Raw genomic sequence first — 26,814 nt, forward strand, 5'->3', positions numbered from 1 at the left:
TCGGTTATCTTGGACCTATCTTCTCAAACGAACGATTGCCTGCAAGCCCTGATCGGTATTACGCAGCTTTAAACGGCCGCCTATGGTCTTCAGGTATGCATCCATATGGTACAAGCTGAATGCATGCTCCTGCGAGTTTTGGGAATAGTCTGGCTGGAAATAGCTCCAACGCATTTTATCATCAATCCCGCCGCCTGTGTCCTCAATGATAATAACAATTTCTCCTTCTTCCAGCCGTGAACTAACCTTAAGCACTTGAGATTGTCGCTTGGACCGCAGACCTGTTTGGCCCTGTTCTTGATCCTCAGGCTGTTCTCCGCCTTGGCGTCCCATGGCCTGCACTGCATTTTCCAGCAGTCCCTGAATCGTTTTGTACAGCATGGGTGCTTGTGCTGCAATCGATGGAACAGGCTCTTGCCGCAAGATCACTTGAATGTTCTTCATGTTCAATGAACGGTTCGCCCATTTCAGCGACTCAGACAATATTTCATTCATATCTGTAAAGCTAATTCCACTATTATCATGCATCTTCTCTTCCAGCTCATCGCGCAAGCTACGAACTCCCGTCAGTAACTCTCCCAGTGAGGATTCCTGTCTGAGGCGACCCTGGATAAAATTTTCATTCAACTCGCGAAAATACTCCAGTTCCTCATGAGAGGCTCCTTTTCCCTGACTGGAAGCCGCTTCAAAGCGGTTTGCTAGATCATGATAGAATCCCAGCAACTTCAAATCATCACCACCTGTGAGACGGCTAGTCTGCTCTTGCAGCTCTTGTAGCTGCTGCTCAATCGTCTGCATTAACGGCAAATAATACATGTCCTGCTGCTGTCGCATATCTTCATCTCGCCGTTGATCACGCACCTGGTTGTTCACGATGGCATCCTTCACAATCCTTTTGCGGAACTGTACGAGCATGGCCCACAGAATGAACAATATTAGAACCATGACCATCCACAACTGTTTGCCGAAGGAGCTGATTCGCTGTGCTGTATCCTCGCTGACATCCTTAACCGATATGTAAAGGGCTTCTTCCCCAATGCGGCTAAATCCTATCCCGTATTTTTCACCGTCATCTTCAATGACACCTGTATTGCCCTCCAGCAGCCTACGGGTGACGCCCGTGATGTCCGTTCGGTTAATATCCGGATTACTTCGGGAAGCTACAACTTTAAATTGACCGTTATAAAATAAAGTCTCATACTGGTTAACCGGTTTACTTTTAATAATTCCGCTGAGCATATCAGCGTCAACCTTGCGCACCATAAAACCGCCCATCTGCGCTCCTTGAATCCTGCATGCGATATACTGGGCAGGCTGATGATCCTCTGTCACAAAAGAGCTTACTGCACAACCATTTTGCAGCCACTTAATCTGCTGGACCGCACTTTTCATCTCACGATTATCTCGTCCGACCATCACATGATACTGTTCATCCAGCACATAAAAGGCCCCGCTTTCACGCTTAAACCCCTCAGGATACTGGCGTGTTCCCTGATTCAGCATATCTCTGCCCAGACTGGACGACAGCTCCTTCAATTCAGCCTGCCATGCGGCATAACGCTCGGTTATGCTGCTAGAAAGTTCCTGTACCTCATACTGGAGCTGTTCATTCTGAATCTCCGCCAAGTGAACACTGAATTGTCGCACGACAAACCATTGAAGCACAGCGGCCAAAAACACGGTCACACCCAGTACGATCAGGTACAGGATCAGCTTTTGCCAACCTGGTTTCAACAAAGCCCATTGTTTCATGCTTCCCTGTCCCCTCCATTTTGTTCACGACGGCTCAAAATAGCCTGCATCAGGCATTCCAGCTCGTAGCTGACCAGCGGTAGCCGTGCGCACAGCAAACGGGGAGTGCGGCGCTGGAGGGCAGCAAACCTCGCAGCGGTTTCCGTTGCCCCGTCCGTCAGTAGGATCAACTCGCATGTTTTTGCGATATATAAGCGATCCAACTCTTCCTCGCCGTATTCCCGCAGATCAACAACGTAAATATCATGACGATCGTCCATATGCTGAAGTGCGCTGGAGACAACCAGGGTCACCCCTGTATGCCGTGCAGCATGATACTGATGAAGGAGACGCATACCTTTTTCCCAGAGGGCATGCTCAGCCGAATCAAATCGTTCACAAAAAAGACGCAACGCCCGTTCTGTATTGACATCTTTCAAAAATGCCAAAACGCTGATATTATACATGTAGTTCCTCATTTCTTACTTCCTGATTGGAGTTGCGCAGTTCTTATGACACCCCAAAACATTCTATTTGTTGACGACAGCCCTATGGTTCTGTCCCTGCTTGAACGGACCTTGACGCAAGAAGCATTCACCTTACATACCGCTCACACGCCCAAAGAAGCCCTACAAGTGCTGGAACAGCACCCGATTGATGTGGTCGTTTCCGATCTGCTCATGCCTGGTCTGGATGGGATTACCTTCCTTCGCATGATTAAGAAAGATTATCCACATATCGTACGAATCATTTTGTCTGGTCACCTGCATACGCAGTCCATTTTATCGGCGATTAATCAAGTCGGTGTGTTCCGTTTTTTGACGAAACCGCTGGAGCTGGATGATGATACGCTAAAAAAAATACTGTATGAGGCGCTTGATCAAGCCAAACTCAATCGAAACAGCCTGCATGCAGCAGACCAGAACGTAGCTTCCGACCTGTCAGTATTTATAGACAGCATTTTGAATGCTCCGTACCGACCCTATGTGCTGCTGAATGAACAAGATATCGTAACCGCTGTACACATTGCACTTGCTGAGCTGTATCCTGTTGGGCGCTCACTACGTCATCCTGACGGGGAAGGTATTCAGTTAACCACGCATTCATTATACATACCGTATGAGGAGTCGGAATCTTCCGATCCCGACCTGTACACGCTGGATACGCTGACCCTCGGACATTCATCGTTACGCCTTATCCGCCTTAGCGAGATCGCCTGAGTGACGGGTGCCGCCCTTTAACACGGCGGCTACCCCAATCACAGTTAGGCATACATACATCCACAACATCCCCATCGTCAGCAACGGGTGACGGATATAGTTTTTCAAATTCCCCCACGTATACAGCACCGGACGGAAGAAATACCAACGTTCCAGTGCCTTTCGTAATCCGCCCTCTTCAGATGACATCGTACGATCCATCACTGAAAAGTAGTAGGCTTTTTTACGTAATACATCGTGCAGATACACCTGTTTTTCATCATGATATACCCGTGTAAATACCGCCCGGCGAATGACTCCACCAGACTCTATATAACGTAAGGTCGGCTGTATTTCTTCAAAAGCAATCTGCTCCGCATTAAACCCACCCGTCGATTCGTAAGCGCTCATTCGCCAGAAGCGTGCCGCTTCAATGGAGCGTTTTCCCAAGGTCTCACCCGCATTGTTAATTACATTTCGCTCAAAAACTTTCACTTTTGAAAAAAAATTATTCGCTTCCGAATACGCCTCCTCCGGAACGACCAAAGCGCCAATATCCTGATGATCATCAAAAAAGTCGATGCTCTGCTGAATCAGATGTTCGGCTAAAATCATATCGGAATCCAATACAAATATGTATTCGGCACCCAAGCGTTTCGCTTCCTCAACCGCTCTAACCCTAGCGACTCCCCGCTCCCCATGGGGAAGCTCCAATACCGTTACGGGTACTGCGCTCCCTGTCGACAGCATACGAATCGTCTCGACGGTCCGGTCATTGGAGCCATCATCAGCAATTACAATATGCAGATCCTTGTAATTTTGCCCCATACAGCTTCGCAAACAAGGCTCTATCGTCCGTTCATTGTTGTACGTGGAGAAGAGAATGACCACTTTGTCCACTCTGTTCCGCCTCCTCTATCCAATCTTCCATCAACTGCTCAAACGCAGCAGCCGTATGATCAAAATGGAATCTTAACGCATATTGATACGCCCGCTCACGGATGGCCATGTAATCTTCGCCGCCCTTCGCTGCTCTTTCCATTTGTTCAGATAATCCCCGGATGTCGCCGTGAAAGCATAGATATCCGCTCTTCCCAAAATCCGTTGCATCCACCAGACCCGGTGAATTGCTGACAATGCTGGGCGTTCCAACCGCTGCCGCTTCGGTAATTGTCAACCCCCAACCTTCACGCAAGGAAGGAAACACCAGCGCGTGGGCACGACTCATCAGCTCCAGCTTATGCTCTGCTGAAACAAATCCGTAAAAGGTAATATCAGCTTGCGATTGCCCCTGTTCATCCGGTTCTCCGTATGTTAATCCATACCGTTTCATAATCGGCAACAATTGTTCTGCCACATAGGTTTTATCGGTTTTTCCGGCAATCCATAACATAGCCTGAGGGAACTTTTCCTTGAGCTGCCCAAAGGCCTCAACGACCAGATCAATGCCTTTATATTTGACGAAGCGCCCAGCGTACATGAAGGTCGGATTAGGTTCCTTCGTTAAAAATTGTTCGCGCGGCCAATGATCAAACTCAATGCCTTCCGGTAAAAGATGAACACGATCCGGGTGAAAGCCCAGCTTAAGTAGATCATACCGAGTAGACGGAGATACCGTAAGCGTTCGATCCTTACGAGCCAGCTTAAGCATCAAGGGTTCCATATGAAACCCAATAACATTTAGCGGGAATTTGGCGTTCTCAAACCATATTTCCCTTGTTAGCTGATGTATGAAAAAAATCCGCTTGGATGCCTCCACCCAAAATCGGGTAAAGAATTGATGCGTATTCGCCTGGTTAATCACATAGTCGATCTTCCTTCGATGACGACGGTAATAGCGCATCGCATAATAAATAACACTGTATATGTTTCCTTTTCGAATATACGTAATACCGTCGATAATTTCATGCTCAGGCATCCCCTCAAATTGGGGTGAAAAATGAATGAACTGGAAGCGGCCTTGTTGTGAGCGTTTAAGCATTTCGTGGGTGAAAATTTCTGCTCCTCCGCTTTTAGGTGAACGTATGTCACGCCAGGACAGCAATAGAACTACGGTTTTACCGTCCTGTTCATGTATGGTATTCATGGGGTACATCCCCCTTTATCTTTATTTTGAACAAATGCACATAGGCGTCTATCACAAAGTAGAGAGCCATAGCTCCGTAAACCATGAACTCAGATAGCAAGAAATCTACCGGCTCTGTGTGGGCAATATGAAAGGCTACTAATAAAGCCGCGGCTCCTGCCATCAGACTGAACATAAATTTGCGTCTGCCCACCAATACGTGCACATGCACAAAAAACAGCACGATGGAAAATAACCAGTACACCCATCCCCCCCATGGAATATAGGCCTCGGCCGATTGGTAAGAGGCTCCGAATAATATGGGTATAGAGGATGGGAACACAAAGGTCGTGCCCACATATACACAGATCGCAGCTACAGCCATTAATCCGGCATAGACGGCAATCAACTTGCCCAAAGCTTGGCGGTCATGCCCCTGCGCACCGAGCTTTGGAATAAAGGCAGCAATCAGGCTATACGAAACGTAATAGACCAACTGGCTGTACTTCAGCGCAATGGCATAGCTGCTGGCCTGCTCGGGAAAGTAATGCTGTACATACAACATGTCGATAGAGATACAAAACAAAATGAATAAATTCGTCATAAGGCTATCGGTGAAATCCTGACCCAATGACTTCCATAGCCCAGAAGGGATATGTTCTCCACTGGTTGTGAATAAGGACAAGCCACGAGCCGAAACGATCCAGCCGTGGAGTAGCGACAGCAACATTCCCCCACAGCTCGCCAATAGTAGGGCTTCCAGCTTTAACCCCAGTGCAGCCAGAACAAAAAACAAGCTCAGCTTCCCTATTACTTCAATGTAATAGTTCACATTGAGCGCCAACATGCGTTCCCTACCCTGTAAATCTCCACGGCACGAACTCACCAAAATATGTAGGCCGATCAAGCCATACAGCATGAATAGCGGGGCGGAATCGACGCCTAAAAGCGAGCGCAATAACGGATGAAACATGAGTAAAATGATCATGGCAAGCACAGTTAGCACCAAAGGTGCTTTTAGTAATAGAGAACCGAGCGGTAAGCTACGTAGCGCAAGCATCTTGTCACCCTTGGATACCAGCTTGGCGGTCAATAGCTGGATGGATAAGCCCAAAACGGACAACAGTGCAAAGAGGGCCAGCAGCGCATTCGCTTGACCATAGGCTTGTCCGGTAAGATACCAGCTCGCTGCAATGTGGAAGAAAAAATTAAATCCGTTAAGCAGCACATTAAAGAGAGGAAACATCAACGATCGCAATCGGTTGTTCACGTTGTTATCTCACCCTCCGATCCAGTCGCCAAATATCAATGATAGAGCGTAAAAAACGAATGGAATCTTTCCAGACATGGATGTGCGAGCCATCCCGGTCAATACATTTGACGGGTAATTGCAGCACACGAAGCTGGAGTCGCTTGGCAATAAACATCATTTCTAGATCCAGCGCCAGTCCGAGCTGTTCCTTTAAATGCGGAAACATCCGCTTCACTGCAACCGAACTCATCACTTTAAGCCCAGTCTGGGAATCCACCACACCTGTGGGTAAAAAAGGACGGGAAATAACCCGCTTACCAAAGCTGACAACGGATCGCAATAAAGATCGATTCTCGGCGGTCATATCCTTGGTTCCGATCACGACATCATAATAGCCCTGCTGAACAACATTAATCATTCTGGCAATATCCTCAATAAAAAAGGAGTCGTCCGCGTCCACAAATACGTAGTAATCCGCACCAATGGTCCGCATCCCTTCCAGATACGTCCCTGCCTTACGTGTATTGCGTCCCAATTCCCTTGTTTGAAGCAGCGGACTAAGATTCTGATTAATCCGGTTTACGGATAAGTCCGTTGCTGCCTCCAGCGCTTTAATCAAGGCATGGGTGCCATCGTGGCTGCCATCATCAATGAGATAAATCGAACCTTCAATAATATGGCTACGGATAAAGGCTTGCAGTCGTTCAGCAAAGGTTTTGACATGAACAAAACGTTGCTCTTCGTTATATACAGACAAGATAAATGCAATATGTTGGCTTTTGGTCGAATACTCGGGATAGAGCAAGCTTTGAATTTCCGAAAGTATTTCTTCGGTGTCATTGGCTTGCCAAAATAGCAGCCGCAAACGGCCTACTCCGGTGATTTGCACCATATGCTGATCACTGAACGGAAATGTTACATCCGTCACCAGTAACAATGGCATTTGCGGAAATTGGCTACGGATCTGATTGGCTTTCCGCACCGCTTGCCCCGGCTCCCTATAATCAATCAGGCAGCAACATGCGTTCTCGTAGACTGAAGCTGTCTCCGTGTCCTCGCACTGTATATACTGGTAAAAACAAATCACCTTGGGATAATCAATAGCCCTGTCGTTATCGCTAAAAATGGCTATAGGTCCCTGCACACAAACCTCTCCTTTTCCTCCGAATAGTTCTATTTTGTTGAAAAAGAATTAAAAATGTTTGTTTATAGGGATTAAATTAATGTCCAAATACTTCATATTTTCTTAACAAAATAGCTGACACTCCATGATATATAAGGGAATAAGAGAAGAAAAACTGATTTTTATATTTGATAAAAACAGAGTATTTAGACCTGGTTCACTAGAACCAAAATCCTTAGTATTAGTTTAGCGAATCCATATCGAAGGTTAGTCCTATTAGATCAACAGAAAGAAATGAATATGGTTATTTTGTCATAGAAAGATAGATGAATAAACCAGATTCGCATGTCTATACTATGGACAACATGTCATCTTTCGTCATGAATAATCATGAAAATGAAAAGAAAGAAGGTCTTTCTATGGAAGCTTTTTATGTCAATCGCGATGGGTCATTATCTACTCCATTGCGGGGAAAGGATGTGTTAGCAAATCCCCTTTTGAACAAAGGTGTCGCTTTTACAGAAGAAGAACGCAAAGAACTGGGTTTGGAAGGAATCCTTCCTCCCACCGTCCTTTCATTAGAGAAACAGAGCATACGAGCATATCAGCAATTTCTCGCACAACCTACCATGCTACGTAAAAATGCTTCTCTCAACGACCTCCACAACCGAAATGTCGTCCTCTACTATCGGCTACTAACCGATCATTTGAGTGAAATGCTGCCCGTAGTCTACACGCCGACCGTAGGAACTGCGATTCAAGAATACAGTCACGAGTACAACCGTCCTGGGGGCGTATATTTGTCGATAGATAATCCGAACGGTATTGGACAAGCATTCTATAATTCCGGTTTGAGCGGCGAGGATGTGGACCTGATCGTCGTAACGGATTCCGAAAGTATTTTGGGGATTGGGGACTGGGGTGTCGGGGGGATTAACATTGCTATTGGCAAACTTGCAGTGTATACGGCTGCGGCAGGCATTCATCCCGGGCGGGTGCTGCCCATTGTACTGGATGTAGGTACGAATAATGAAAAGTTGCTGAATGATCCACTGTACATCGGAAACCGCCATAAACGGGTTCGCGGAGAAGCCTATAACCAGTTTATTGATACTTTTATCAGCAAAACGTTAGCGCAATTCCCGAAGGCGCTTTTACATTGGGAAGATGTGGGTAGCGTAAATGCACGCCATATTATAGGAAAATACGGTCAAAGTATACTCACCTTCAACGATGATATACAAGGTACAGGAGCGGTGACCTTGGCTGCAATTCTTTCGGCGGTGGGTGTCACCAAGACTCCGCTGCGTGAGCAAAAGGTACTTGTCTTCGGCCCAGGAGCAGCAGGGGTCGGTAACGCTGACCAAATTCGGGGCGCTATGATCGAGGACGGCCTTTCCGCGGAAGATTCATTCCAGTCCTTTTGGGCCTTTGATTACCGTGGGCTGTTAACGGACGATATGGAAGATGTACTGGAATATCAGAAACCGTATGTACGTAAAAAAGAGGAAGTCAGCTCATGGACGCGGTCGGATGACGGCAAAATACCGCTGCTGGAGGTCATCCGTCAGGTGAAGCCTACCCTATTAATCGGAACTTCTGGAGTAGCAGGTGCCTTTTCTGAAGAGATCATCAAAGAGATGGCGAAGCATGTAGAACGCCCGATCATTATGCCCATGTCCAATCCTACAAATCTTGCAGAAGCTATACCTGAGGATCTAATACGGTGGACCGATGGCAAGGCATTAATTGCTACCGGAAGCCCTTTTGACCCCGTCACTTATAACGGTACGAAATTTGAAATTGGACAGGCGAACAATGCCTTTGTGTTCCCGGGACTGGGTCTGGGTGCGATTGTGGTTAAAGCCAAAAGGATTACCCCTGCGATGTTTACAGCCGCAGCAGATGCCGTTGCCAATGGCGTAGATTCGAATAAGCCTGGCGGTGCGTTGCTCCCTCATATCCAAAAATTACGTGATGTTTCGTACGTTGTTGCGGTTGCGGTAGCGAAAGCAGCGATTCAGGATCAGGTAGCTCAGGCACACATTTCAGATGTTGAACAAGCTATACGGGATGCAATGTGGAAACCGGAATATGTCAAGGTCAAAGCAGTGGAAAGCGTAATACATCACCCTCACTAATGCTCCATTTAGGAAAGGGATTGCCTTGTTCAGACAGGCAGAATACGTCAGTTCAAGCAAGGAGAATCAATCTATGAGTGTCGGACATATCTTGTACATTTTGGTGCCGATTTTTTTCGTTATTATTTTAGGGTGGTTAGCGGGGCATTACAAAAGCTTTGATGCCTCTTCCTCCAAGGCCTTAAATGCGCTCGTTACCAAATTTGCACTGCCTGCGCATCTATTCATCGGTATCACGACAACGGACAGGAAAGCACTCATCGAGCAATGGCCATTCCTGCTGGCACTGTTCATTGGCATTGTCGGCTTTTTTGCCGTTCTCCTTCTACTGTCCCGCTTTGCGGGGAAGCAGTCAGTGAAGGATGCCGCCATGTTTGCTTTGAACTCGGCACAGCCTACCTTTGCTTTTATGGGTATTCCTGTGCTTGGAGCCATCTACGGTTCCGCTGCTGTCGCCATTCCGATTGCGCTTACCGGGATCGTAGTCAATGCCGTCCTTGACCCGGCGGCTACCATTATAGCTACCGTAGCCAGCAGGAATTCAGGCAAAGAACGGAACGGTCACCTCGGAAGGTTAATCTGGGACTCCATTCTTCATGGATTAAAAGAACCGCTGGCGCTGGTTCCACTGATTGGTGTAATTTTGACCTTGTTCGGCTTCCATTCACCGGATTTGTTGAACAAATCGTTGAATCAAATCGGAGACATTACGTCCGGGGCCGCTTTATTCGCTGTCGGAGTGACCATTGGCGTACGCAACATTAGTTTTAGTGTAAGTGCCTTTGCCATCGCACTGTTAAAAACAATTGTACAGCCTTTATTAATGCTGCTGATCGCCTACCTATGCGGTCTGTCGTCTGCAGATACTGTGAAGGCAGTTCTGCTCGTTTCCTTCCCGGGTTCAGCAGTCGCTGCTATGATCGCCACCCGTTTTGAAAGCCTGGAATCAGAAACAGCCTCCTCCTTTGTCATCAGTGCTGTCATATCGCTCGTTACACTCCCAGTACTGATTTCTCTATTGGTATAAATGCTGATTATTTAGACATTGGAGCCTGCCGCGAATTCCTTCGTGTAGACGGAACTGATCTTCTCCAGCGCCTTTTTCCCTCTCGGAAGCGAACTTCAGCTCTGTCGTTTGGCCCTTGACCAGATAGACATGTTTGACATAGCGTATGAACGTATGTACAGTAATAGTCAAAAGAATAGAAGTCCACTAGGGGAGCCGCTATGGCTGAGACAAGAACGTATCTTGGACCCTTTGAACCTGATCTAGTTCGTACTAGCGTAGGAAAGTGGAGCCTTCGTATATAAGGTTTCAAGCGTTTTTTGCGTATTGGGCCTATTGTTGAAGCCGCTCCATTTTTCTGGGGCGGCTTTTTAGCGTTGTTCCGGAATTATATTCTTACAGGACTTCTTGCTCTTCAATTTTATGGAGGTGGCGAAATTGAGTTTTACACAAGAACTCCGTCGGCAGGCGGACGGCATTTTTCAAGCGATTTTTGAGCATCCCTTTGTGAGAGGTATTGCTGAAGGAAGTTTGACAAGGGGACAGCTGATTCACTATGTAAAACAGGACTTTGAATATTTGAACGCCTACATGCGGATATACGGCATCGCAATCTCCAAATGCACGAATCGGGAGGACATGGCTGTATTTAATGAACAAATCTCTTTTATTCTCCACAGCGAGGTTCACCCGCATCAAAATTTCTGTGCTGTCGCAGGGGTGACCTATGAAGAATTGCAGGGATATTCGCTCGCTCCGTCGGCTCATCACTATATCCGGCACATGCTGACGGTTGCGCATGAGGGCAACCTGGGCGAGATCTTGGCTGTGCTGCTGCCATGTATGTGGACGTATGCCGAGATTGGCCGCAGGCTGCTAGATGAAGTAAAGCCGGATAAGTCCCATCCGTTCTATGAATGGATGGGCTTCTATGGAGACCAGCTTGATGATACAACACTCAAGTTCCGAGAACGTGTAGATGCTTGGGCGGAAGGGGCAACGGCTGCTGAGCGGGAGCGGATGATTGAGCATTTTATACTGAGCTGCCAGCTGGAATATAAGTTCTGGGACATGGCTTATAAGCAGGAAGAATGGCCGGTCCAGATGCAGGCAGCGGTCTTGGAATAGTCAGCCTGTCAATTCGATGCGTGAAGTACGGTTAATGTCCTGTTGAACCACCAACTATAGAGAGGATAATCATGATGAGTACATGGGAAAAAAGTTATTCGGATCTCCTAACGAAGGTACAAAATAGCAAACCCCTCGTTCACAATATCACCAATGTGGTAGTCACCAACTTTACCGCCAACGGCCTGTATGCATTGGGAGCCTCCCCAGTGATGGCCTATGCACCCGAGGAAGTAGCAGATATGGCCAAAATAGCAGGCGCCGTCGTGTTAAACATCGGTACGCTGAACCGCGAACTGGTGGATGCCATGATCATTGCTGGACAATCGGCGAATGCACACGGTGTTCCGGTCCTGCTAGACCCGGTCGGTGCGGGAGCAACGAGCTTTAGAACTGAATCGGCACTGCGAATCCTGAGTAAAGTCAAAATCTCATTGGTACGGGGCAACGCAGCCGAAGTTGCCCATCTTGTCGGAGAAGCGCGTGAGATTAAAGGCGTAGATGCTGGTGACAGTGCTGACAGCGGCCATGTCGATCTGGCAATTCGGGCTGCTCGAGCGCTCAATACAATGGTTGTCATCACTGGAAAAGAAGACGTCATCACCGATGGGGCCGAAGCACGAATGATAAGCGGCGGAGACGCGCTGCTCACGAAGGTAACCGGAGCAGGCTGCCTGCTGACCTCTGTGTTAGGTGCCTTTGCAGCTGTTGAACCCAACCTGCTGCTCGCAGGTACAGCAGGCTTGGCATTTTACAGTGCAGCAGCTTCCCGAGCCGCAGCACGTACCGCAGAGCTAGGGCCAGGCAGCTTCCAGATTGCCTTTCTCGACGAGCTCGCCAAACTACATACTGGTTCGCTGGAGGGGCATGTCACTGTCCGTGAAGCCGGAACAACTACAGCAGGTGGTGCGCGATGACAGACACTCGTGTACCCAGAGCACTGACGATTGCCGGCTCGGACAGTGGCGGCGGGGCCGGAATTCAAGCCGATCTCAAAACCTTTCAAGAGCTTGGCGTATACGGCATGTCAGCTATTACGGCCATTACTGTACAGAACACCTTGGGGGTTCACGGCGTATATCCACTGCCACAGGAAGCAACAGCGGAACAGATCGAAGCTGTAGGATCAGATCTTGGAGTGGATGCCCTGAAGACTGGCATGCTGTTTAATGCGGGTATCATCCGTCTTGTGAGCGAGCAGATCCGAAAGTTCGGCTGGAAAAAAGTCGTCGTCGATCCCGTGATGATTGCCAAGGGAGGCGCTGAACTGCTGCAACTGGAGGCGGTGCAGGCTTTGAAGGACGAACTGCTCCCCTTGGCCCTGGTCGTTACACCAAATATTCCGGAGGCGGAAGCCCTGACAGGGATCAGCATCCGTACGATGGAGGATCGCCGCGAGGCTGCAAGACATATTAGCAGTATGGGATCAGAATTCGTTGTGATCAAGGGTGGCCACGCTGACGAGAGCGAGAGCAGCGGACAGATTGTTGACCTGCTCTTTGACGGAACCGCCTTTACAGAGCTGAGCGGCAAGCGAGTACGGACTGTCCATACACACGGAACTGGGTGCACCTTCTCGGCAGCGATTACCGCAGAATTAGGGAAAGGGATGTCTGTACCGGAGGCTATCTCGAATGGCAAAGCCTTCATCCAGGCGGCGATTGAGGAATCTTTGCAGCTTGGACAGGGACATGGGCCCACCAATCATTGGGCCTTCCGTCGTCGTCAGGAGATGCTTCTATGAGCGGCAGAATGTTGCCCGAGGTGATGCGCCGCCAGCTACAGATGTACCTGGTGCTTGGAAGCGTGAATTGCCTCGCGGAACCAGGCTGGGTCGTGCAGGAGGCTCTGGCTGGCGGTGCAACTATGGTCCAGTTCCGGGAAAAGGGCTATGGCGCGTTAACGGGCGTCCCTATGTTCGAACTTGCGCGCCAGCTACAGAACCTGTGCTGCGATGCTGGTGTCCCCTTCATCATCAATGACGATGTGGAGCTGGCTCTTGAACTCGACGCCGACGGTGTTCACATCGGTCAGGATGATGAATCCGCCGAAACCGTCCGCGAGCGAATCGGAAATCGAATTCTAGGCGTCTCTGCCCATACCATTGAGGAAGCACGTCGAGCCATTCTGCAAGGTGCTGATTATCTCGGCGTCGGGCCAATCTATCCTACCCTCTCGAAGGATGATGCCCATGCTGTACATGGGCCAGCAATTTTATATGAGATGCGTAAAGCGGGAATTGATGTGCCGATTGTTGGAATCGGAGGTATTACAGTCGACCGTGTTGAGGAAGTCGCACGTGCAGGTGCAGATGGTGTGGCGGTGATTTCAGCCGTGACACAGACAGAGCAGGTTAGAGGCGCGGTCAAGGAATTAAAGAAAAAGGTAGTGCTAGGCATCAAAAATCGAGAGATGTCCCAAAAATCATTTAATAAAAGATAAAGATGGATCATAGCAAATTGTTTCGATTGACTAAATAATTTCTCGTTTCATACCCAGCAGAAGACGATCTGATTAATCAGATCGTCTTCTTAGGTTGTCGAGACTTTATATAAGACCAGTATTATAACCGATACGATCGTAGAACTGATTATGTTTATGATCTTATTCGGAATTATCCTATTTTTATTTATCTCAAAAGAAACACGATGGCATAAGTCGCTTTTAATTAATACTTATGTTCAGACAGAGTCGTTTCAAAAATAGAAATAATACATTATTCTTCAATTCCGAGCAATTCGGATACTTTTTTTCTGTATCTTGTAGCCTTGCGTGTCCCATGAATGAGATTTGACAATCTGGAAGCTGGAATATGATATGTACTACAAAAAGTTTTCTGATCCATTCTTTTCTCGAGCAGTTTTTGCTTGATCTCCCATCCAAAAGGGGTTACAGAATTTCGATGATTCAACATCACTACCTCCAAGTTTTAGTTTTTGGAATCATGTATTACGCAACATGTAATACACCAGAGCTTAATGATTCGATCTGCATGTTTGGTAATGATTCAACAGGTAATCCAACCTTTTAGATTGCTCAATTACTTTGGGGTGTGTTAAAAATCCATACTTTTTCTGGACTTGGTACAGTTTCCTCCTAGCTCTCTCGACACGAAGTAAAGTCACACCTTGGTTCATCAGTATGATCCCCTCCTCTATGTCACATTTTAGAATAAAAAGACGTTTTTTGGTTTTTCGGATGATGCGCCTAACAAAAAGAGAATATCACAAAAGTTTTCATAAATAAGGGCGTCCCTAAATCTATGCAAAAAACCTCCGTTTCCACTAATAAAGTGGAGCAGAGGCTCTAGTTTCTATTAATAATATTTACATACAGGATCTTAATCCTACATGAATAAAAGGATACTACTACCAATAATAAAACGTTCTTTCTCTTTGCCCTTCGCTCACTAAACTTTCGTACCTCATATGGGCCTTAACATCTGCAAACGCTTTAAACTTCTCAAATAGTCTTATGCACCTAATAAAAAAAGCTTCTTTATTAATGGTTAATGATTTAGATAAAACGTCTAGCAAGTATTTAAAGCCATGCGTGTAGCTACCTCTATTCAAGTAATACTTAGCAAGTTCATATTTAAAAAGCGTTATGTGTTCTGGTACAACTTGATGTGTGTACATATCAGTAGATGCTGGATCAAAAGAATTAAACTCCACTTCAAAACGTGAGAGTACATCATCAACATCTATTGCATATCGGTTAGCCGCTATTATAATGTTCAACAGCATTGAGAGCTTTTCATCTTCGTTAGTAATTAATGTAGCTACAATATATTCAACATAATCTGGAAGCACACTGGTATCCCCAGACAGAAGTTTATTTACAAAGATATTACCTACTGCCCAATGCTCGTACAAGTTGATCCAGTGTCGAGTTTCCTCGTCTGTCTCAATCACCCAATCTAAATTTGCGTAGGCATATGTAAACTGTAAAGCTTGCTGATAATTGCCTTGGGCTTCACATACACTAGCACACAGTAAATCAGCATAGGTAATGTAAACAAATATGGGACGACTTAACCTCATATAAGACTCCTCACTCTTTTGCTTCTTCTGCCGTTGTTTCATAGAATAATAAATTTCCGCTTTATGTCTCATTTTTTGAGCTGTTTCATAAAGCATATCCCACTCGTGTAATGAACGATACACATTCGCTAGATCCTTCAACGCATCAAGTTGATCTATTTCATCCAGACGTTCGACAAAGGGTTCAAATCGAGTAGCCGCCTTGAGATTTCGGATCTGATCGTTCCCCACCTGAATCGTAAACAGACGATACTGACAGATAGCCAAGCGTTCAGAGTGCTGGTACTTCTCGCCTTCCGCAATCCCCTCATAGAGTAACAAAGCAGCATTACGCTGACCTTGTGCGAATAACATTTCTGCCGCATCGAATAGCTTCGGGGAATAAAGGAGGTTGTCCATGATATGGGCCACTACAAGCTGGATCGCATGTAACTTGTCCAGTTCCGCACAGCGAAATAACAACGGCTCAATTCGCCGCCAATCTGGGGAACGCTCAATGATGTAGTTATCTATGTATAGTTCGTAAAAAAAACCTTCTGGTAGTCCCATAGCCCAAGTGATTCGATCTAGCTGATGTATAGCAACAGGACGATGCTTGGCAATCCAATTATTAAGTGTTCTTTGATGAACACCTGAATGTTCGGAAAATTGCGCCAAAGTCAAATTGTTTTGTTTTAAAAAATTCTCAAACTTATCTAAGATCGTAGGTGTATGTCCCAAGTCATAACCACCCTTCACATAAAAACACCAAATTTTTATAATCTCATCTCAAATTATTGTCCAAATTTTAACATACGTCAATGAGCTTTAGTTAATATCCACATTATTAGTACCCCTTAAAAAGGTGAAAATACCACATTAATTCATATATTCATTAGCATTTAAATATTTGTAACAATGGATGGGTGAACACCTCCATCATTTTCATTGAGAAGCTTTGAAACACAACCCTTTCAGAATTCAGGTGGTCGCTCGCTCTACTAATTTGAATTCCAGATGATGTATCGTTTCATCCAGCCCTTCGAGGGCATTTCGAATCATAATGAACGCATTCTCAGCTTGCTTGTCTATCGGGTAATGAATCGTAGTTAAATCAAGCAAATGCGAGATTTCGGTGTTATCAAAGCCTACTACTGCAAAATCACTCGGTACAGAAACACCTAGCCTACGCGCTTCAGTCAAAAGACCTGCTGCCAAATAATCGGTAGAACAGGCGAAGGCGTCCGGCCTGTCTGTTGGTGCTCGTTCTGCCCACCAATGAGCTATTTGTTCACCAGCTTCTATTGAATTTAAATCATAAAAATGCGGGAAGGCCTCAGCGTCCAAATCATATTTTTCGCAAAAGTCATGATAAGCTCGAATGCGTTCTTTTGTATTCAACCCACGCATGCTGCCGTACACATTCACAATTTTCCGATATCCTCGGGTGTACAAATGTTCCAATGCCAGCGTATAGCCCTGATACTGATCCATAAATACAGACGGGATTGCCTCAATGTTTACACGCTGCCAGGTCACAATCGGGCCATATTTTGTATAATGCTCAATCACACTCCACTCATTAACGCGAATCATACAGACCAAGGCGTCCAGTTGCTTTCTCCGCAACATTTCCAGCGCTTCAAGCTCCTGTTCCTTCTCCCCATTGGTAATAAACAGCGCTATATTAAAGCCATGCTCCTGGGCATACATTGTAAATCCGCGCACAAATAAACCCAATGAATCATTAAAAGAAAGTGAAATAATCCCTATGAGCTTGGTCATGCCTTTTTTTAAAGATACCGCATTAAGATTAGGAACATAATCCAGTCGATCTATGACCTCCTGCACACGCTGTCTTGTCGGTTCACTTACGTACGGATGGTTGTTAATGACACGGGACACCGTAGCCGAGGATACCCCCGCCAGCTTTGCAATTTCATGAATATTCGCCATTTTTCTCACCTCGTTCTTTCTATTTTAGCATGTTCGTGGTGTCCGCCCTATAATTGTCACCTTCCCAAAATAAGTTTTTCAAAAGCGCTTGACCTGTAATGCATTACAGGGATTACAGTGAATTTGTGCTTAAGAAAGCGGTTTACAAAACATACTTAGGAGGCACTAACTATGAAAAAAGGCATAAAGATTGCAACCATTGGCGGAGGCTCCAGCTATACACCGGAATTAGTAGAAGGCTTCATCAAACGTTATGCAGAGCTTCCCATTCGGGAATTGTGGCTGGTAGATATTGAGGCAGGTCGTGAAAAACTGGAGATCGTAGGCGCCATGGCCAAACGGATGGTAAAAGCCGCAGGCATTGATTGTGAGATACATTTGACCCTGGATCGCCGGGAAGCGTTGAAGGACGCTGATTTTGTAACGACCCAATTTCGGGTAGGCTTGCTGGAAGCCCGGATTAAGGATGAAAGTATTCCGTTAAAACATGGCATGATCGGTCAGGAAACTAATGGGGCCGGTGGGATGTTCAAAGCTTTTCGTACCATCCCTGTTATCCTCAGTATCGTCGAAGATATGAAAGAACTGTGTCCGAATGCATGGTTAATTAATTTTACCAACCCTGCGGGTATGGTCACCGAAGCCGTGCTTCGTTATGGTCAGTGGGATAAAGTCATCGGATTATGTAATGTTCCAATCGGCGCGATCAAGAGTGCATCGGCTGTGCTGGACAAACCGGAAGAAGAGCTATTCTTTAAATTTGCAGGCATTAACCACCTTCATTGGCACAAAGTTTATGACAAAACAGGGGTCGAATTAACAGAGCAAGTTATTGAAGGACTGTACGCTCCGGGCGCAAAGCCAGAGAAAGTCGTAGAAAATATTAAGAACATGCGCTTTCTGTATGATCAAGTTCGTCAATTGAAAATGCTGCCTTGTCCTTACCATCGGTATTACTATATGACGGATAACATGCTCAAGGAAGAATTAGAGGAAGCCAAAAACGAAGGAACTCGGGGCCAAGTGGTCAAACGTCTGGAAGAAAGTCTGTTTGAATTGTATAAAGATCCGAATCTGGATTACAAACCAGAGGAACTATCCAAACGCGGCGGTGCGCATTACAGCGATGCAGCCTGTGAGATCATTAATTCCATTTATAACAACAAAGGCACATTGATGGTAGTTAGTACACGTAACAATGGGGCGATTGATGATGTTCCTTATGATAGCGCCATCGAAGTGACCAGTGTCATTCGCGCTCATGGTGCCGAACCTGTCAACTTTGGCAAATTCCCACCTGCCCAGCGGGGCTTGCTGCAAGTGATGAAGGCAATGGAAGAGCTGACGATTGAAGCGGCGGTCACCGGTGACTATGCAACAGCACTGCAAGCCTTCACCCTGAATCCGCTCGTACCAAGTGGTGACATTGCTCAAACCGTACTGGATGAATTACTAGAAGCACACAAAGAGCATCTACCTCAATTCTTTGCTCATAAGGAGAAGGCGACGGTATAAAGCTAGCAGCAATCATCCTGCTGGAACACAAAAAAGCTTCCTACATGTAGGAAGCTTTTTGCTATACGTCCCAGGAGTACTTGCTGGGACATTGGTGTTATTGGTTTGTACTTGGCTTGACAATCCGTCATTAAGATTATTGATAACTTTTTTAAAGTATGATCTCCGTTGAAAAAGCAATAACCGCTTTCCCCGTAATTTGAACTAATACGGGTTTTCCCTGTTCCTTTTTCACATGAACATGCATTGTTCCCTCTCTTTTGATTGCCTCACCTTGTAAAATATCAAAATCAAAAGACTGCTCATTCTCATTTTGCAAAATGTTATAGTGTACCAAATAGGCTCCAAGCGGTCCGTTTGCATTTCCTGTCACCGGGTCTTCAGCTATTCCAATTGCAGGAGCAAACATTCTTCCGTGAACCAATATATCCTCTTGTGGATTTAATGTAAAAACATAATATCCATTACATCCAATATGCTTGCTGATTTCTGTAAGCTTCTGCAAATCAGGTTTTAAACTATGTAGTATTTCATTGGAGTAAATCGGAACCATTACCTTAGAATGACCTGTTGAAGATATTGCAACTGGATATTCCATGCAAATATCTTTACAAGAAATACCTAACGCATTTGCAATCTGACTTCTTATTTCATCATTTAAAGGCTCTGATACAGAAGGTTCTCCCTGTGTCATTACAATAGAATAGTCATCTTCATACTTTATAACATCAACAGGCAATATACCTGCTTTTGTTTTTTGAATAATTCTTCCAGTTTCAGCTTTTCTCTCAATTGCATAAATATAATGCGCTGCTACTGTTGCATGACCACAAATTGGAACCTCTGTTGTTGGAGTAAAAAATCTTACTTCAACATCATAATTTGAAGAATCTGTTTCAAAAATAAATGCAGTTTCCGAATTATTTAATTCTCTTGCAATTCTCTGCATCTGCTCATCTGTAAGTCCATTTGCGTTTGGAACAACCCCAGCAGGGTTACCATGAAATCTATTTTTTGTAAATGAGTCTACTTGATATATTCTATATTTTTCCATAATTTCGCCTCTATAAATACTAGTTTGTCTGTCTGTTAAAACTGATATTAACATACTTTTTAGGCAGTTTCACTTAAATTAAAAGATATAATATGGCCCTTTAATGAAAACGAACTGATCCTTATTATAGAATCGCGCTCTTTTATGGACGATTGTTATTAAACTAAAGCCGCAGTTAGCTGAAATGGTCTTCTCAATCCTTATCTAAAAATGGAATAAATCTTTTATGATTATAGATACTTTTAGATTCTGCCACGCCTGTTGAGTAACTCAATTCATAAAACAAGAGGTGCACAGCGTGTAAAAATCGTGTGTATAATTTGTGTAAACAGGTGTATTAATCACACCTTTTTTCTAACGTTTTCTATCGTAACCCCAATAAAAGAAAAAACGCCTCAAACCCTTATATATCAAGGATTTGAAGCATTTTCAATTTCGTTCAAACTTTACATATCTGAACTCTTCGACGTCCCAGGAGGGATTCGAACCCCCGACCGACGGCTTAGAAGGCCGTTGCTCTATCCAGCTGAGCTACTGGGACAAGATGGTGATCAATAAAACCTTATGTATTCAGCGCATTGATTATTATATCACATTTCGGGCAACTGTCAAAATCATTTTTTTATGATATTGGGAAGCTGGCTGCAAAAGGAATCATTTGGACGCTAACGGGGTATTATGTACAAAGAACCATGCATAAAGGAGGGGTTAATCCGTGAGAGGTCTTTTGTCGTCACTTTGTTATTTCAGCATTTTCTTCGCACCTTTTCTAGTGCCTGTCATTGTGTGGATTGCAGTACGGGACGAATATGTTCAGGAACATGCAAAAAAAGCTATTTTATCGCATATTTTCCCCATTATTGCGGCGATTCCGCTAGTGTATTTTATTATAACGGCGAATCATGCAGGTTCAGTGATCGGGTTTGTACTGCTATTCGTAGTGGTCTATCTCGGGGTTTTTGTGTATAACATCTACAAAGGAATTATGACGCTGCGTGAAGCGGCTTAGTTCAAAAGAAGCCTCCTATATTCCGCAAACTTGGCGGGATACAGAGGCTTCTTTAGGGTTATTTTTGATGAGTTGCTGTTCCTATTTAGTTCAATGGCTATGGCTGCTTATTTATTCCCAAAGCGTTTAGGGCTTCTACGTACCTCATGTCTTACGTTTTTCTCCAGCACTTCTTCTGCAAACTCATTGTTATGAATATAACTGCTGCCTTTATTTTTCTTATAATTCGCTTTGCCGTCTATGATTTCCCCCTCCTTTCACGCTGATCCGGCGATGGCGCCGGGGCCCAAATCAACAAAAGCCGAGGCATAGCACACCATATCCTCATGCCCCGAACTCCTTGGCGAACTCTGTACTGAGTTGCCCATAGGAGAGCAATTCTTTTTTGAACTTCTCTCGCTCCTCACCAGCAGTAATGTGTGTAGAATCGGTAAAAGCCTTGTCTGTCACTTCCTCAAATGCCGAATGCAGGTTATTGTCGTACCAATCCAGCTCCAGATCGGCGTCATTGCGGATGATCCGTACCATGTCATAGTCATGCTGACCATCCGTCTGATCCTTGGCCGTGATATAGACCAGCAGTTCCGGGTCATCCGCGGCACCAGGCCGCACCTCTACCTCAGCGCAACGCACTCCGTCAAGTTCAGTGAAGCGGCGGATTTTGGCATCCTTGATGTAGTACATGGTCTTCCTCCTTCCTTGCGAGTAGACGGGTTGCCCCATCAGTAGTTTTCGGAACGGACAGACATTTTATGCTTCTTTTCGGCATATATACTGTTGAACTGGGGATTTAGTTTTTGATTCATTCCAACACTGGATGAACACGATAAAGAGAGGATGAACAGACATGTGCGGAATTACAGGTTTCATACAGTGGAACGGAGACTTAATGCATCAATCTGAGCTGCTGCTGAATATGACACAAACGCTCTCCGATCGCGGACCAGATGCTGCGGGTACCTGGATATCCAATCCGTGTGCCTTCGGACACCGAAGACTGAGCGTTATGGACCCGGAAAATGGCGCTCAACCCATGATCCGGCAGCTGGAGGATATCACTTATACGATTGTATATAACGGGGAAATATATAACGCGCCTGAGTTGAAAAAAGAGCTGCAACAGCGCGGGCATTTTTTCCGTACACAATGCGACACGGAGGTGCTGCTCGAATCCTATATCGAATGGGGCCCCGAATGTGTGAATCGGTTAAACGGCATTTTTGCGTTTGCGGTCTGGGATAGTGAGCGGGAGCAGGTGTTTCTGGCACGGGATCGGCTGGGAGTGAAGCCGCTATTTTATAGCCAGACCGAAGAAGTATTCGTATTTGGCTCAGAACCCAAAGCACTGCTTCAGCATCCAGCGGTAGAAGCAGCAGTGGACGCTGAGGGATTGGCCGAAATCTTTATCATCGGTCCTGCACGTACCCCCGGACACGGCGTCTATTCGTCTATGAAGGAGCTACGCCCCGGGCATACGCTGACTTACAGCCGCGACGGCGTGCGCATTCAAGCCTACTGGACACTGGAAAGCATTGCGCATGAGGATAACACCGAAGAAACGGCGCTTAAGGTACGAGAACTGTTGCTGGATACGGTGGAGCGGCAGCTCATTTCGGATGTTCCGGTGTGCACCTTATTGTCTGGCGGGCTGGATTCAAGCGCTCTATCCGCATTAGCTGTCGATTATTACAAACGTACCAGGCAGGGACAAGTTCATACGTATTCGGTCGATTATGTGGATAACGACAAGCATTTTAAAGCCCATGCGTTTCAACCCGGAGCCGATGCCCCCTGGATTCAGCGGATGGTGGATGAATTAGGGACAAATCATCACTGGATTGAATTCGATACGCCAGAAGTCGTAGCAGCTCTGAACAACTCCACGCTAACGCGGGATTTACCCGGAATGGCGGACGTGGATTCGTCGCTGTATCTCTTTTGCCGGGAGATTAAAAAAGGGGCTACGGTCGCTATTTCCGGCGAGGCTGCGGATGAAGTTTTTGGCGGATATCCATGGTTCCACCGGGAGGATATGCTGAATTCGGGTACATTCCCGTGGGCAGTTGCTCCTGACATGAGAGCCAGTCTGTTGTCTCCCGAAGTGCGGGACTGGATCAAGCCGCTGGAGTATTTGAACGACCGCTACTCCGAAGCGGTAGGAGAAGTGCCGAAGCTACCAGGAGAAACAGGAAAAGCTGCGCAAATGCGCGTTATGTCCTATTTGAACATCACCCGCTTTATGCCTACTCTACTGGACCGCAAGGATCGGATGAGTATGGGAGCCGGACTCGAAGTGCGGGTACCGTATTGCGATCATCGATTGGTGCAATATGTATGGAACATTCCGTGGAGCATTAAGATGACAGGCGGACGTGAAAAAGGTATTTTGCGCAAGGCGCTTGAGGGTGTACTGCCGGATGATGTGCTGTATCGCAAAAAAAGCCCATATCCAAAAACGCATAACCCTTCCTACCTTGAGGCTGTGAAAAAGCAGGCGCTGCAGCTGCTGGATGACTCCTCTTCCCCACTGCTCAAGCTGATTGATGCGCAAAAGGTACGCGATATTGCCGCCTCACCGGAGGCATCCACCAATCTGCCTTGGTTTGGTCAACTGATGTCGGGTCCGCAGTTGTTTGCCTATTTGGCCCAAGTGGATAACTGGTTGCGCACTTACAAGGTAGCTATTCGATAAGCTAAAAATACCAAAAAGGCTATCCGCAGCTCATGACTGACGGATAGCCTTTTTTCGTTATGTGAATGGGGGATGATTTCGCCCCTGCTACCAAGCTATGCCTGTGGATTACCCAGCTTTGTTGCCAAATTACGCAGAGCTATCCCTCGGTGACTGATAGCCTGCTTTTGTTCCAACGTCAGCTCGGCCATTGTCTTCTCAAACTCTGGCAAATAAAACAGCGGATCATACCCAAACCCACCGCTGCCGGCGGTTTCAGTAGTAATCCAGCCTTCCACGGAACCTGTCGATTCCAGCGTCTCGCCAGTCTGCGGATTATACAGAATCAAGGTACAGACGAATTGAGCCGGGCTTAGCAAAGGCTGTCCCGTATCATCACCCAGCTGCTTCGATTCCAGAACGTCGAGCAGCTTGATATTGTTTTCGTGATCGCTGGCACCTTCTCCAGCATAACGGGCAGAGTATACCCCCGGTGCACCGTCCAGCAAGTCCACGCAGAGGCCTGAATCATCGGCCAGCACGGGCAATCCGAGCACATCTCCAACCGCTTTTGCTTTTTTCAGTGCATTTTCGGCAAAGGTTTTGCCATCTTCAACGACATCAGGAATGTCGGGATAATCGTACATGCTTCTGACTTCCTTGCCAAACGGCGCAAAAGCATGCGCAAATTCCCGCACTTTTCCTTTATTTTTCGTAGCGACAATGACGACCGGGCCATCCAGCTGCATTAGGCGCCAGCTCCTGTACGTCCAGCACCGATCTTATCAGCAATCGGTCCAAGTACTTCTTTTTGGCGCTCAATCATTTGCAGAATCCCTTGTTCGCCCAAGCTAAGCAGTTGATCCAACTCGTTACGGTCAAATGGGCTTTCTTCACCTGTACCTTGCAGCTCGACATATTTTCCACTGCCAGTCATGACAAGATTCATGTCCACTTTGGCCTTGGAATCCTCTTCATAGTTCAGATCCAGCAACGCTTTTTCACCTACAACCCCTACGCTGACGGAAGCCAGAAAATCGGTAATCGGAAAAACAGGCAGCTTGTGCTGGGTAGCAATTTTATTGACCGCAATCGCCAACGCTACGAAAGAACCGGTAATTGAGGTTGTACGTGTTCCGCCGTCCGCCTGAATGACATCACAATCCAACGTAATCGTCCGTTCACCAAGCGCCTGCAAATTGACCACCGAACGCAATGCTCTTCCAATCAGACGCTGAATTTCCATGGTACGGCCTGTCAGCTTGCCACGCGCAGCTTCACGCTGATTACGGCTATGAGTCGCACGCGGAAGCATGGAATACTCTGCGGTTACCCAGCCTTTTCCTTGTCCCTTCATAAAGGGGGGGACGCGTTCTTCTACAGTAGCCGTGCAAATGACTTTCGTCTCGCCAACCTCTATAAAAACAGAGCCCTCCGCGTATTTATTTACTCCTGCTGTCAATTTCATCGGGCGCAGCTCATCACCGTTTCGTCCGTTAGATCTACTCATGCTTTTTCCTCCTACGTCGTATGCAACCTGTTCTTATATGTTTATTTTACCAAAGTGTGCAGGCAAAAGCACCCCAAGGACGATTCCCGCCCTTAAAGAGGTTGTTCAAAAAGTCGTCTTTCCATGACGAAGCTAATCAAGAAGCGGATTCAACGTCGAATCTTGAATTCAGCCGGGCCTTCCGTTGCTCACGTAGATCTGTCTACGCTCCGCTACTCAGTCCCTAGCTTCATCCAATCTTCTCGGTCCTGAAAAGCCGACTTTTGAACACGCCCTTAAAGAGGGATTTCGTTAATATGCTGCGGCTTGGCTACAGGCTCTCCATAATTTTGATTATTTTGTCCAATCACGCTTTTTTCACCATTCAGTTCAATCCGAATTTTTGTTTTGACTGCATCATCTGAATTGTCTGCCGCTGTCAGCACAACCGATTCCAAAAATTCAGCAGGCACTGCTTCTCCCTTAGCGAACATATCATCCGAGAGCGATACCGTAATGACGTTGTCTTTGGAGCGTTCTACCGATTTCAGTGCCGTCTCTCCTGTCATCACTTCTTGTAACCCATCTTTGGTCTGCGGCCCTTGAATCAATTGATGCAGTGCTGACTGGACACGATCTTTTTCAGGGCTGACCAACCGTGTTACAGGTACATAGTATTGAACTCCAGCAGGAGAAGATGAAGAGAAATACACAGTGACTGGACTAGAATCCAGTGGTGTTACGCCATGACCAATCTCCAAGTTAATACCTACTGCACGTGTCAACGGATGATCCAGCGGTGTGCCGCCAACAGGCATTTCGTTCAGCTTTTTGCCCTCCACCCAGATCTGTACGCTCTCAATATCAGGACGGTCGGTCAGGGTCCAGGTCAAGCTCTCCATTAATTTTCGTTCATCCTGTGGCTTATAGTTGGCGAAAGATTTGTTGAATTCGACAACAGCCAGCTTGTTGTTCTTGTCCACTGTCACACTTTTCACTTCCGTGCCTTGGGGAATTACACCTTTAAATCCCTCTGGCAATAATCCGGCATACGGCCCCCCCTCAACCAGGGCTTCCAGCGCCGACTTGGCATCTGCCTGTACATCCCCTGTAGCCATCGGTAAAGATACCGGGGCCAGCAAACCGTTATGATCTTGCAAAAAAACAGCCCTCAGTTGCCCTGTACTGGCAGGTGCTTTTCCGGTTACAGCCTTAATCATGGACTGCTCTGTCGTGGACGGCGGGGGGTCAATGGATGCCGATTCGTTGCCGAAAAGGCTGCAGCCTGACAACAACAGGGGTAGGGATAGCAGTCCAGCTACAGAGGTCATACGCCATGGGTGTTTTATATTCATAAGTGAAGTTCCTCCCTAACAATTTTGTACAGATTGTACTAATATGTATACAAGCCTCGCGTAAAAAATAACTACTTTTTCAGCAGACTGGACACACT

General features: G+C 46.3%; 25 protein-coding genes, 1 tRNA gene and 1 riboswitch. Of the genes, 10 read left to right on the forward strand and 16 right to left on the reverse strand.

The features are described from left to right. Positions 1–15: 15 nt before the first annotated feature. Both ACYCS5_RS05535 and ACYCS5_RS05540 read right to left on the reverse strand, forming a co-directional pair. Entirely contained in the window at positions 16–1,752 is a 1,737-nt protein-coding gene (locus tag ACYCS5_RS05535; RefSeq protein WP_342434418.1) for an ATP-binding protein, read from the reverse strand. Continuing rightward, positions 1,749–2,198 (reverse strand): hypothetical protein, encoded by a 450-nt coding sequence (locus ACYCS5_RS05540; protein ID WP_029518378.1) that lies wholly within the window; start codon positions 2,196–2,198, stop codon positions 1,749–1,751. Before ACYCS5_RS05540 ends, ACYCS5_RS05535 begins: the two co-directional genes overlap by 4 nt. Positions 2,199–2,243: 45 nt before the next feature. On the opposite strand from ACYCS5_RS05540, the gene ACYCS5_RS05545 reads away from it, so the two are divergent. Further along, positions 2,244–2,951 (forward strand): response regulator, encoded by a 708-nt coding sequence (locus ACYCS5_RS05545; protein ID WP_069011050.1) that lies wholly within the window; start codon positions 2,244–2,246, stop codon positions 2,949–2,951. Here the strand turns inward: ACYCS5_RS05545 and ACYCS5_RS05550 are convergent. The 4 genes from ACYCS5_RS05550 to ACYCS5_RS05565 are packed head-to-tail and all read right to left on the reverse strand — an operon-like array spanning position 2,919 to position 7,391. Beyond that, on the reverse strand, positions 2,919–3,830 hold the full coding sequence (locus ACYCS5_RS05550; protein WP_459760929.1) for a glycosyltransferase family 2 protein: 912 nt from the start codon (positions 3,828–3,830) through the stop codon (positions 2,919–2,921). The genes ACYCS5_RS05545 and ACYCS5_RS05550 overlap by 33 nt on opposite strands. After that, complete coding sequence (locus ACYCS5_RS05555; protein ID WP_029518375.1) at positions 3,790–5,016, reverse strand: glycosyltransferase family 4 protein; 1,227 nt, start codon at positions 5,014–5,016, stop codon at positions 3,790–3,792. Before ACYCS5_RS05555 ends, ACYCS5_RS05550 begins: the two co-directional genes overlap by 41 nt. After that, positions 5,000–6,265 carry a polysaccharide biosynthesis protein gene (locus tag ACYCS5_RS05560; protein ID WP_459760930.1) on the reverse strand — a complete coding sequence of 422 codons (1,266 nt, stop codon included), beginning with the start codon at positions 6,263–6,265 and terminating at the stop codon, positions 5,000–5,002. Before ACYCS5_RS05560 ends, ACYCS5_RS05555 begins: the two co-directional genes overlap by 17 nt. A 4-nt stretch (positions 6,266–6,269) precedes the next feature. Continuing rightward, positions 6,270–7,391, reverse strand: coding sequence for a glycosyltransferase (locus ACYCS5_RS05565; protein WP_459760931.1), 1,122 nt, complete (start codon positions 7,389–7,391; stop codon positions 6,270–6,272). A 398-nt stretch (positions 7,392–7,789) separates the two neighbouring features. Between ACYCS5_RS05565 and ACYCS5_RS05570 the strand changes: the two genes are divergently transcribed. From ACYCS5_RS05570 to thiE, 6 genes are all read left to right on the forward strand, one after another. Beyond that, positions 7,790–9,511, forward strand: a complete 1,722-nt coding sequence (locus ACYCS5_RS05570) for an NAD-dependent malic enzyme (RefSeq protein ID WP_459761300.1) — start codon at positions 7,790–7,792, stop codon at positions 9,509–9,511. A 73-nt stretch (positions 9,512–9,584) separates the two neighbouring features. Then, positions 9,585–10,538 (forward strand): AEC family transporter, encoded by a 954-nt coding sequence (locus ACYCS5_RS05575; RefSeq protein WP_459760932.1) that lies wholly within the window; start codon positions 9,585–9,587, stop codon positions 10,536–10,538. A gap of 178 nt (positions 10,539–10,716) precedes the next feature. Continuing rightward, positions 10,717–10,819, forward strand: a riboswitch (TPP riboswitch). A 136-nt stretch (positions 10,820–10,955) separates the two neighbouring features. After that, a complete protein-coding gene (gene tenA / locus ACYCS5_RS05580) occupies positions 10,956–11,645 on the forward strand; it encodes a thiaminase II (protein WP_459760933.1) in 690 nt (229 codons plus the stop codon). Positions 11,646–11,719: 74 nt separating this feature from the next. Continuing rightward, complete coding sequence (gene thiM / locus ACYCS5_RS05585) at positions 11,720–12,562, forward strand: hydroxyethylthiazole kinase (protein WP_459761301.1); 843 nt, start codon at positions 11,720–11,722, stop codon at positions 12,560–12,562. Further along, entirely contained in the window at positions 12,559–13,389 is an 831-nt protein-coding gene (gene thiD / locus ACYCS5_RS05590; RefSeq protein ID WP_459760934.1) for a bifunctional hydroxymethylpyrimidine kinase/phosphomethylpyrimidine kinase, read from the forward strand. The genes thiM and thiD overlap by 4 nt, the downstream gene beginning before the upstream one ends. Beyond that, a complete protein-coding gene (gene thiE, locus ACYCS5_RS05595) occupies positions 13,386–14,087 on the forward strand; it encodes a thiamine phosphate synthase (RefSeq protein WP_459760935.1) in 702 nt (233 codons plus the stop codon). Before thiD ends, thiE begins: the two co-directional genes overlap by 4 nt. Before the next feature lie 274 nt (positions 14,088–14,361). Here thiE and ACYCS5_RS05600 read toward each other — a convergent pair whose 3' ends face one another. The 4 genes from ACYCS5_RS05600 to ACYCS5_RS05615 form a co-directional block, all read right to left on the reverse strand. After that, complete coding sequence (locus ACYCS5_RS05600) at positions 14,362–14,556, reverse strand: XRE family transcriptional regulator (protein ID WP_459760936.1); 195 nt, start codon at positions 14,554–14,556, stop codon at positions 14,362–14,364. A 64-nt stretch (positions 14,557–14,620) separates the two neighbouring features. Next, positions 14,621–14,782 carry an aspartyl-phosphate phosphatase Spo0E family protein gene (locus ACYCS5_RS05605; RefSeq protein ID WP_176715706.1) on the reverse strand — a complete coding sequence of 54 codons (162 nt, stop codon included), beginning with the start codon at positions 14,780–14,782 and terminating at the stop codon, positions 14,621–14,623. A gap of 231 nt (positions 14,783–15,013) precedes the next feature. Continuing rightward, a complete protein-coding gene (locus ACYCS5_RS05610; RefSeq protein ID WP_165148732.1) occupies positions 15,014–16,408 on the reverse strand; it encodes a helix-turn-helix domain-containing protein in 1,395 nt (464 codons plus the stop codon). A 240-nt stretch (positions 16,409–16,648) separates the two neighbouring features. Beyond that, positions 16,649–17,623 (reverse strand): LacI family DNA-binding transcriptional regulator, encoded by a 975-nt coding sequence (locus ACYCS5_RS05615; protein ID WP_165148729.1) that lies wholly within the window; start codon positions 17,621–17,623, stop codon positions 16,649–16,651. A gap of 171 nt (positions 17,624–17,794) precedes the next feature. Between ACYCS5_RS05615 and ACYCS5_RS05620 the strand changes: the two genes are divergently transcribed. Continuing rightward, positions 17,795–19,138 carry a 6-phospho-beta-glucosidase gene (locus tag ACYCS5_RS05620; RefSeq protein ID WP_165148727.1) on the forward strand — a complete coding sequence of 448 codons (1,344 nt, stop codon included), beginning with the start codon at positions 17,795–17,797 and terminating at the stop codon, positions 19,136–19,138. A gap of 151 nt (positions 19,139–19,289) precedes the next feature. Here ACYCS5_RS05620 and ACYCS5_RS05625 read toward each other — a convergent pair whose 3' ends face one another. Further along, positions 19,290–20,192, reverse strand: coding sequence for a PhzF family isomerase (locus ACYCS5_RS05625; protein WP_459760937.1), 903 nt, complete (start codon positions 20,190–20,192; stop codon positions 19,290–19,292). A gap of 467 nt (positions 20,193–20,659) precedes the next feature. Next, positions 20,660–20,733, reverse strand: a tRNA-Arg gene (locus ACYCS5_RS05630). A 174-nt stretch (positions 20,734–20,907) separates the two neighbouring features. Between ACYCS5_RS05630 and ACYCS5_RS05635 the strand changes: the two genes are divergently transcribed. Further along, positions 20,908–21,201: a DUF4870 domain-containing protein gene (locus tag ACYCS5_RS05635; protein WP_134903061.1), complete on the forward strand. Its 294-nt coding sequence runs from the start codon at positions 20,908–20,910 to the stop codon at positions 21,199–21,201. Positions 21,202–21,525: 324 nt separating this feature from the next. Here ACYCS5_RS05635 and ACYCS5_RS05640 read toward each other — a convergent pair whose 3' ends face one another. Next, the gene (locus ACYCS5_RS05640) at positions 21,526–21,885 is read right to left on the reverse strand and encodes a hypothetical protein (protein WP_013311672.1); all 360 of its coding nucleotides are present in this window, start codon (positions 21,883–21,885) and stop codon (positions 21,526–21,528) included. A 163-nt stretch (positions 21,886–22,048) separates the two neighbouring features. On the opposite strand from ACYCS5_RS05640, the gene asnB reads away from it, so the two are divergent. Beyond that, positions 22,049–23,893: an asparagine synthase (glutamine-hydrolyzing) gene (gene asnB, locus ACYCS5_RS05645; protein ID WP_165148724.1), complete on the forward strand. Its 1,845-nt coding sequence runs from the start codon at positions 22,049–22,051 to the stop codon at positions 23,891–23,893. Positions 23,894–23,988: 95 nt separating this feature from the next. Here the strand turns inward: asnB and ACYCS5_RS05650 are convergent, their stop codons facing one another. From ACYCS5_RS05650 to ACYCS5_RS05660, 3 genes are all read right to left on the reverse strand, one after another. Further along, on the reverse strand, positions 23,989–24,621 hold the full coding sequence (locus tag ACYCS5_RS05650) for an XTP/dITP diphosphatase (RefSeq protein ID WP_165148721.1): 633 nt from the start codon (positions 24,619–24,621) through the stop codon (positions 23,989–23,991). Continuing rightward, positions 24,621–25,382: a ribonuclease PH gene (gene rph / locus ACYCS5_RS05655; protein ID WP_013311675.1), complete on the reverse strand. Its 762-nt coding sequence runs from the start codon at positions 25,380–25,382 to the stop codon at positions 24,621–24,623. Before rph ends, ACYCS5_RS05650 begins: the two co-directional genes overlap by 1 nt. A 275-nt stretch (positions 25,383–25,657) precedes the next feature. Beyond that, positions 25,658–26,716 carry a GerMN domain-containing protein gene (locus tag ACYCS5_RS05660; protein WP_069011038.1) on the reverse strand — a complete coding sequence of 353 codons (1,059 nt, stop codon included), beginning with the start codon at positions 26,714–26,716 and terminating at the stop codon, positions 25,658–25,660. Positions 26,717–26,814 lie beyond the last annotated feature (98 nt).

This window comes from Paenibacillus sp. SEL3, assembly GCF_054602585.1.

Excerpts from the sequence above, each read along its gene's own strand:
- ACYCS5_RS05555 (WP_029518375.1), bottom strand. The coding sequence starts at position 5,016 with ATGAATACCATACATGAACAGGACGGTAAAACCGTAGTTCTATTGCTG.
- asnB (WP_165148724.1), top strand. The coding sequence starts at position 22,049 with ATGTGCGGAATTACAGGTTTCATACAGTGGAACGGAGACTTAATGCAT.
- ACYCS5_RS05535 (WP_342434418.1), bottom strand. The coding sequence starts at position 1,752 with ATGAAACAATGGGCTTTGTTGAAACCAGGTTGGCAAAAGCTGATCCTG.
- ACYCS5_RS05575 (WP_459760932.1), top strand. The coding sequence starts at position 9,585 with ATGAGTGTCGGACATATCTTGTACATTTTGGTGCCGATTTTTTTCGTT.
- thiE (WP_459760935.1), top strand. The coding sequence starts at position 13,386 with ATGAGCGGCAGAATGTTGCCCGAGGTGATGCGCCGCCAGCTACAGATG.
- ACYCS5_RS05620 (WP_165148727.1), top strand. The coding sequence starts at position 17,795 with ATGAAAAAAGGCATAAAGATTGCAACCATTGGCGGAGGCTCCAGCTAT.
- rph (WP_013311675.1), bottom strand. The coding sequence starts at position 25,382 with ATGAGTAGATCTAACGGACGAAACGGTGATGAGCTGCGCCCGATGAAA.
- ACYCS5_RS05570 (WP_459761300.1), top strand. The coding sequence starts at position 7,790 with ATGGAAGCTTTTTATGTCAATCGCGATGGGTCATTATCTACTCCATTG.
- ACYCS5_RS05545 (WP_069011050.1), top strand. The coding sequence starts at position 2,244 with ATGACACCCCAAAACATTCTATTTGTTGACGACAGCCCTATGGTTCTG.
- ACYCS5_RS05650 (WP_165148721.1), bottom strand. The coding sequence starts at position 24,621 with ATGCAGCTGGATGGCCCGGTCGTCATTGTCGCTACGAAAAATAAAGGA.
- thiM (WP_459761301.1), top strand. The coding sequence starts at position 11,720 with ATGAGTACATGGGAAAAAAGTTATTCGGATCTCCTAACGAAGGTACAA.
- thiD (WP_459760934.1), top strand. The coding sequence starts at position 12,559 with ATGACAGACACTCGTGTACCCAGAGCACTGACGATTGCCGGCTCGGAC.
- ACYCS5_RS05540 (WP_029518378.1), bottom strand. The coding sequence starts at position 2,198 with ATGTATAATATCAGCGTTTTGGCATTTTTGAAAGATGTCAATACAGAA.
- ACYCS5_RS05625 (WP_459760937.1), bottom strand. The coding sequence starts at position 20,192 with ATGGAAAAATATAGAATATATCAAGTAGACTCATTTACAAAAAATAGA.
- ACYCS5_RS05660 (WP_069011038.1), bottom strand. The coding sequence starts at position 26,716 with ATGAATATAAAACACCCATGGCGTATGACCTCTGTAGCTGGACTGCTA.
- ACYCS5_RS05615 (WP_165148729.1), bottom strand. The coding sequence starts at position 17,623 with ATGGCGAATATTCATGAAATTGCAAAGCTGGCGGGGGTATCCTCGGCT.
- ACYCS5_RS05640 (WP_013311672.1), bottom strand. The coding sequence starts at position 21,885 with ATGTACTACATCAAGGATGCCAAAATCCGCCGCTTCACTGAACTTGAC.
- ACYCS5_RS05605 (WP_176715706.1), bottom strand. The coding sequence starts at position 14,782 with ATGAACCAAGGTGTGACTTTACTTCGTGTCGAGAGAGCTAGGAGGAAA.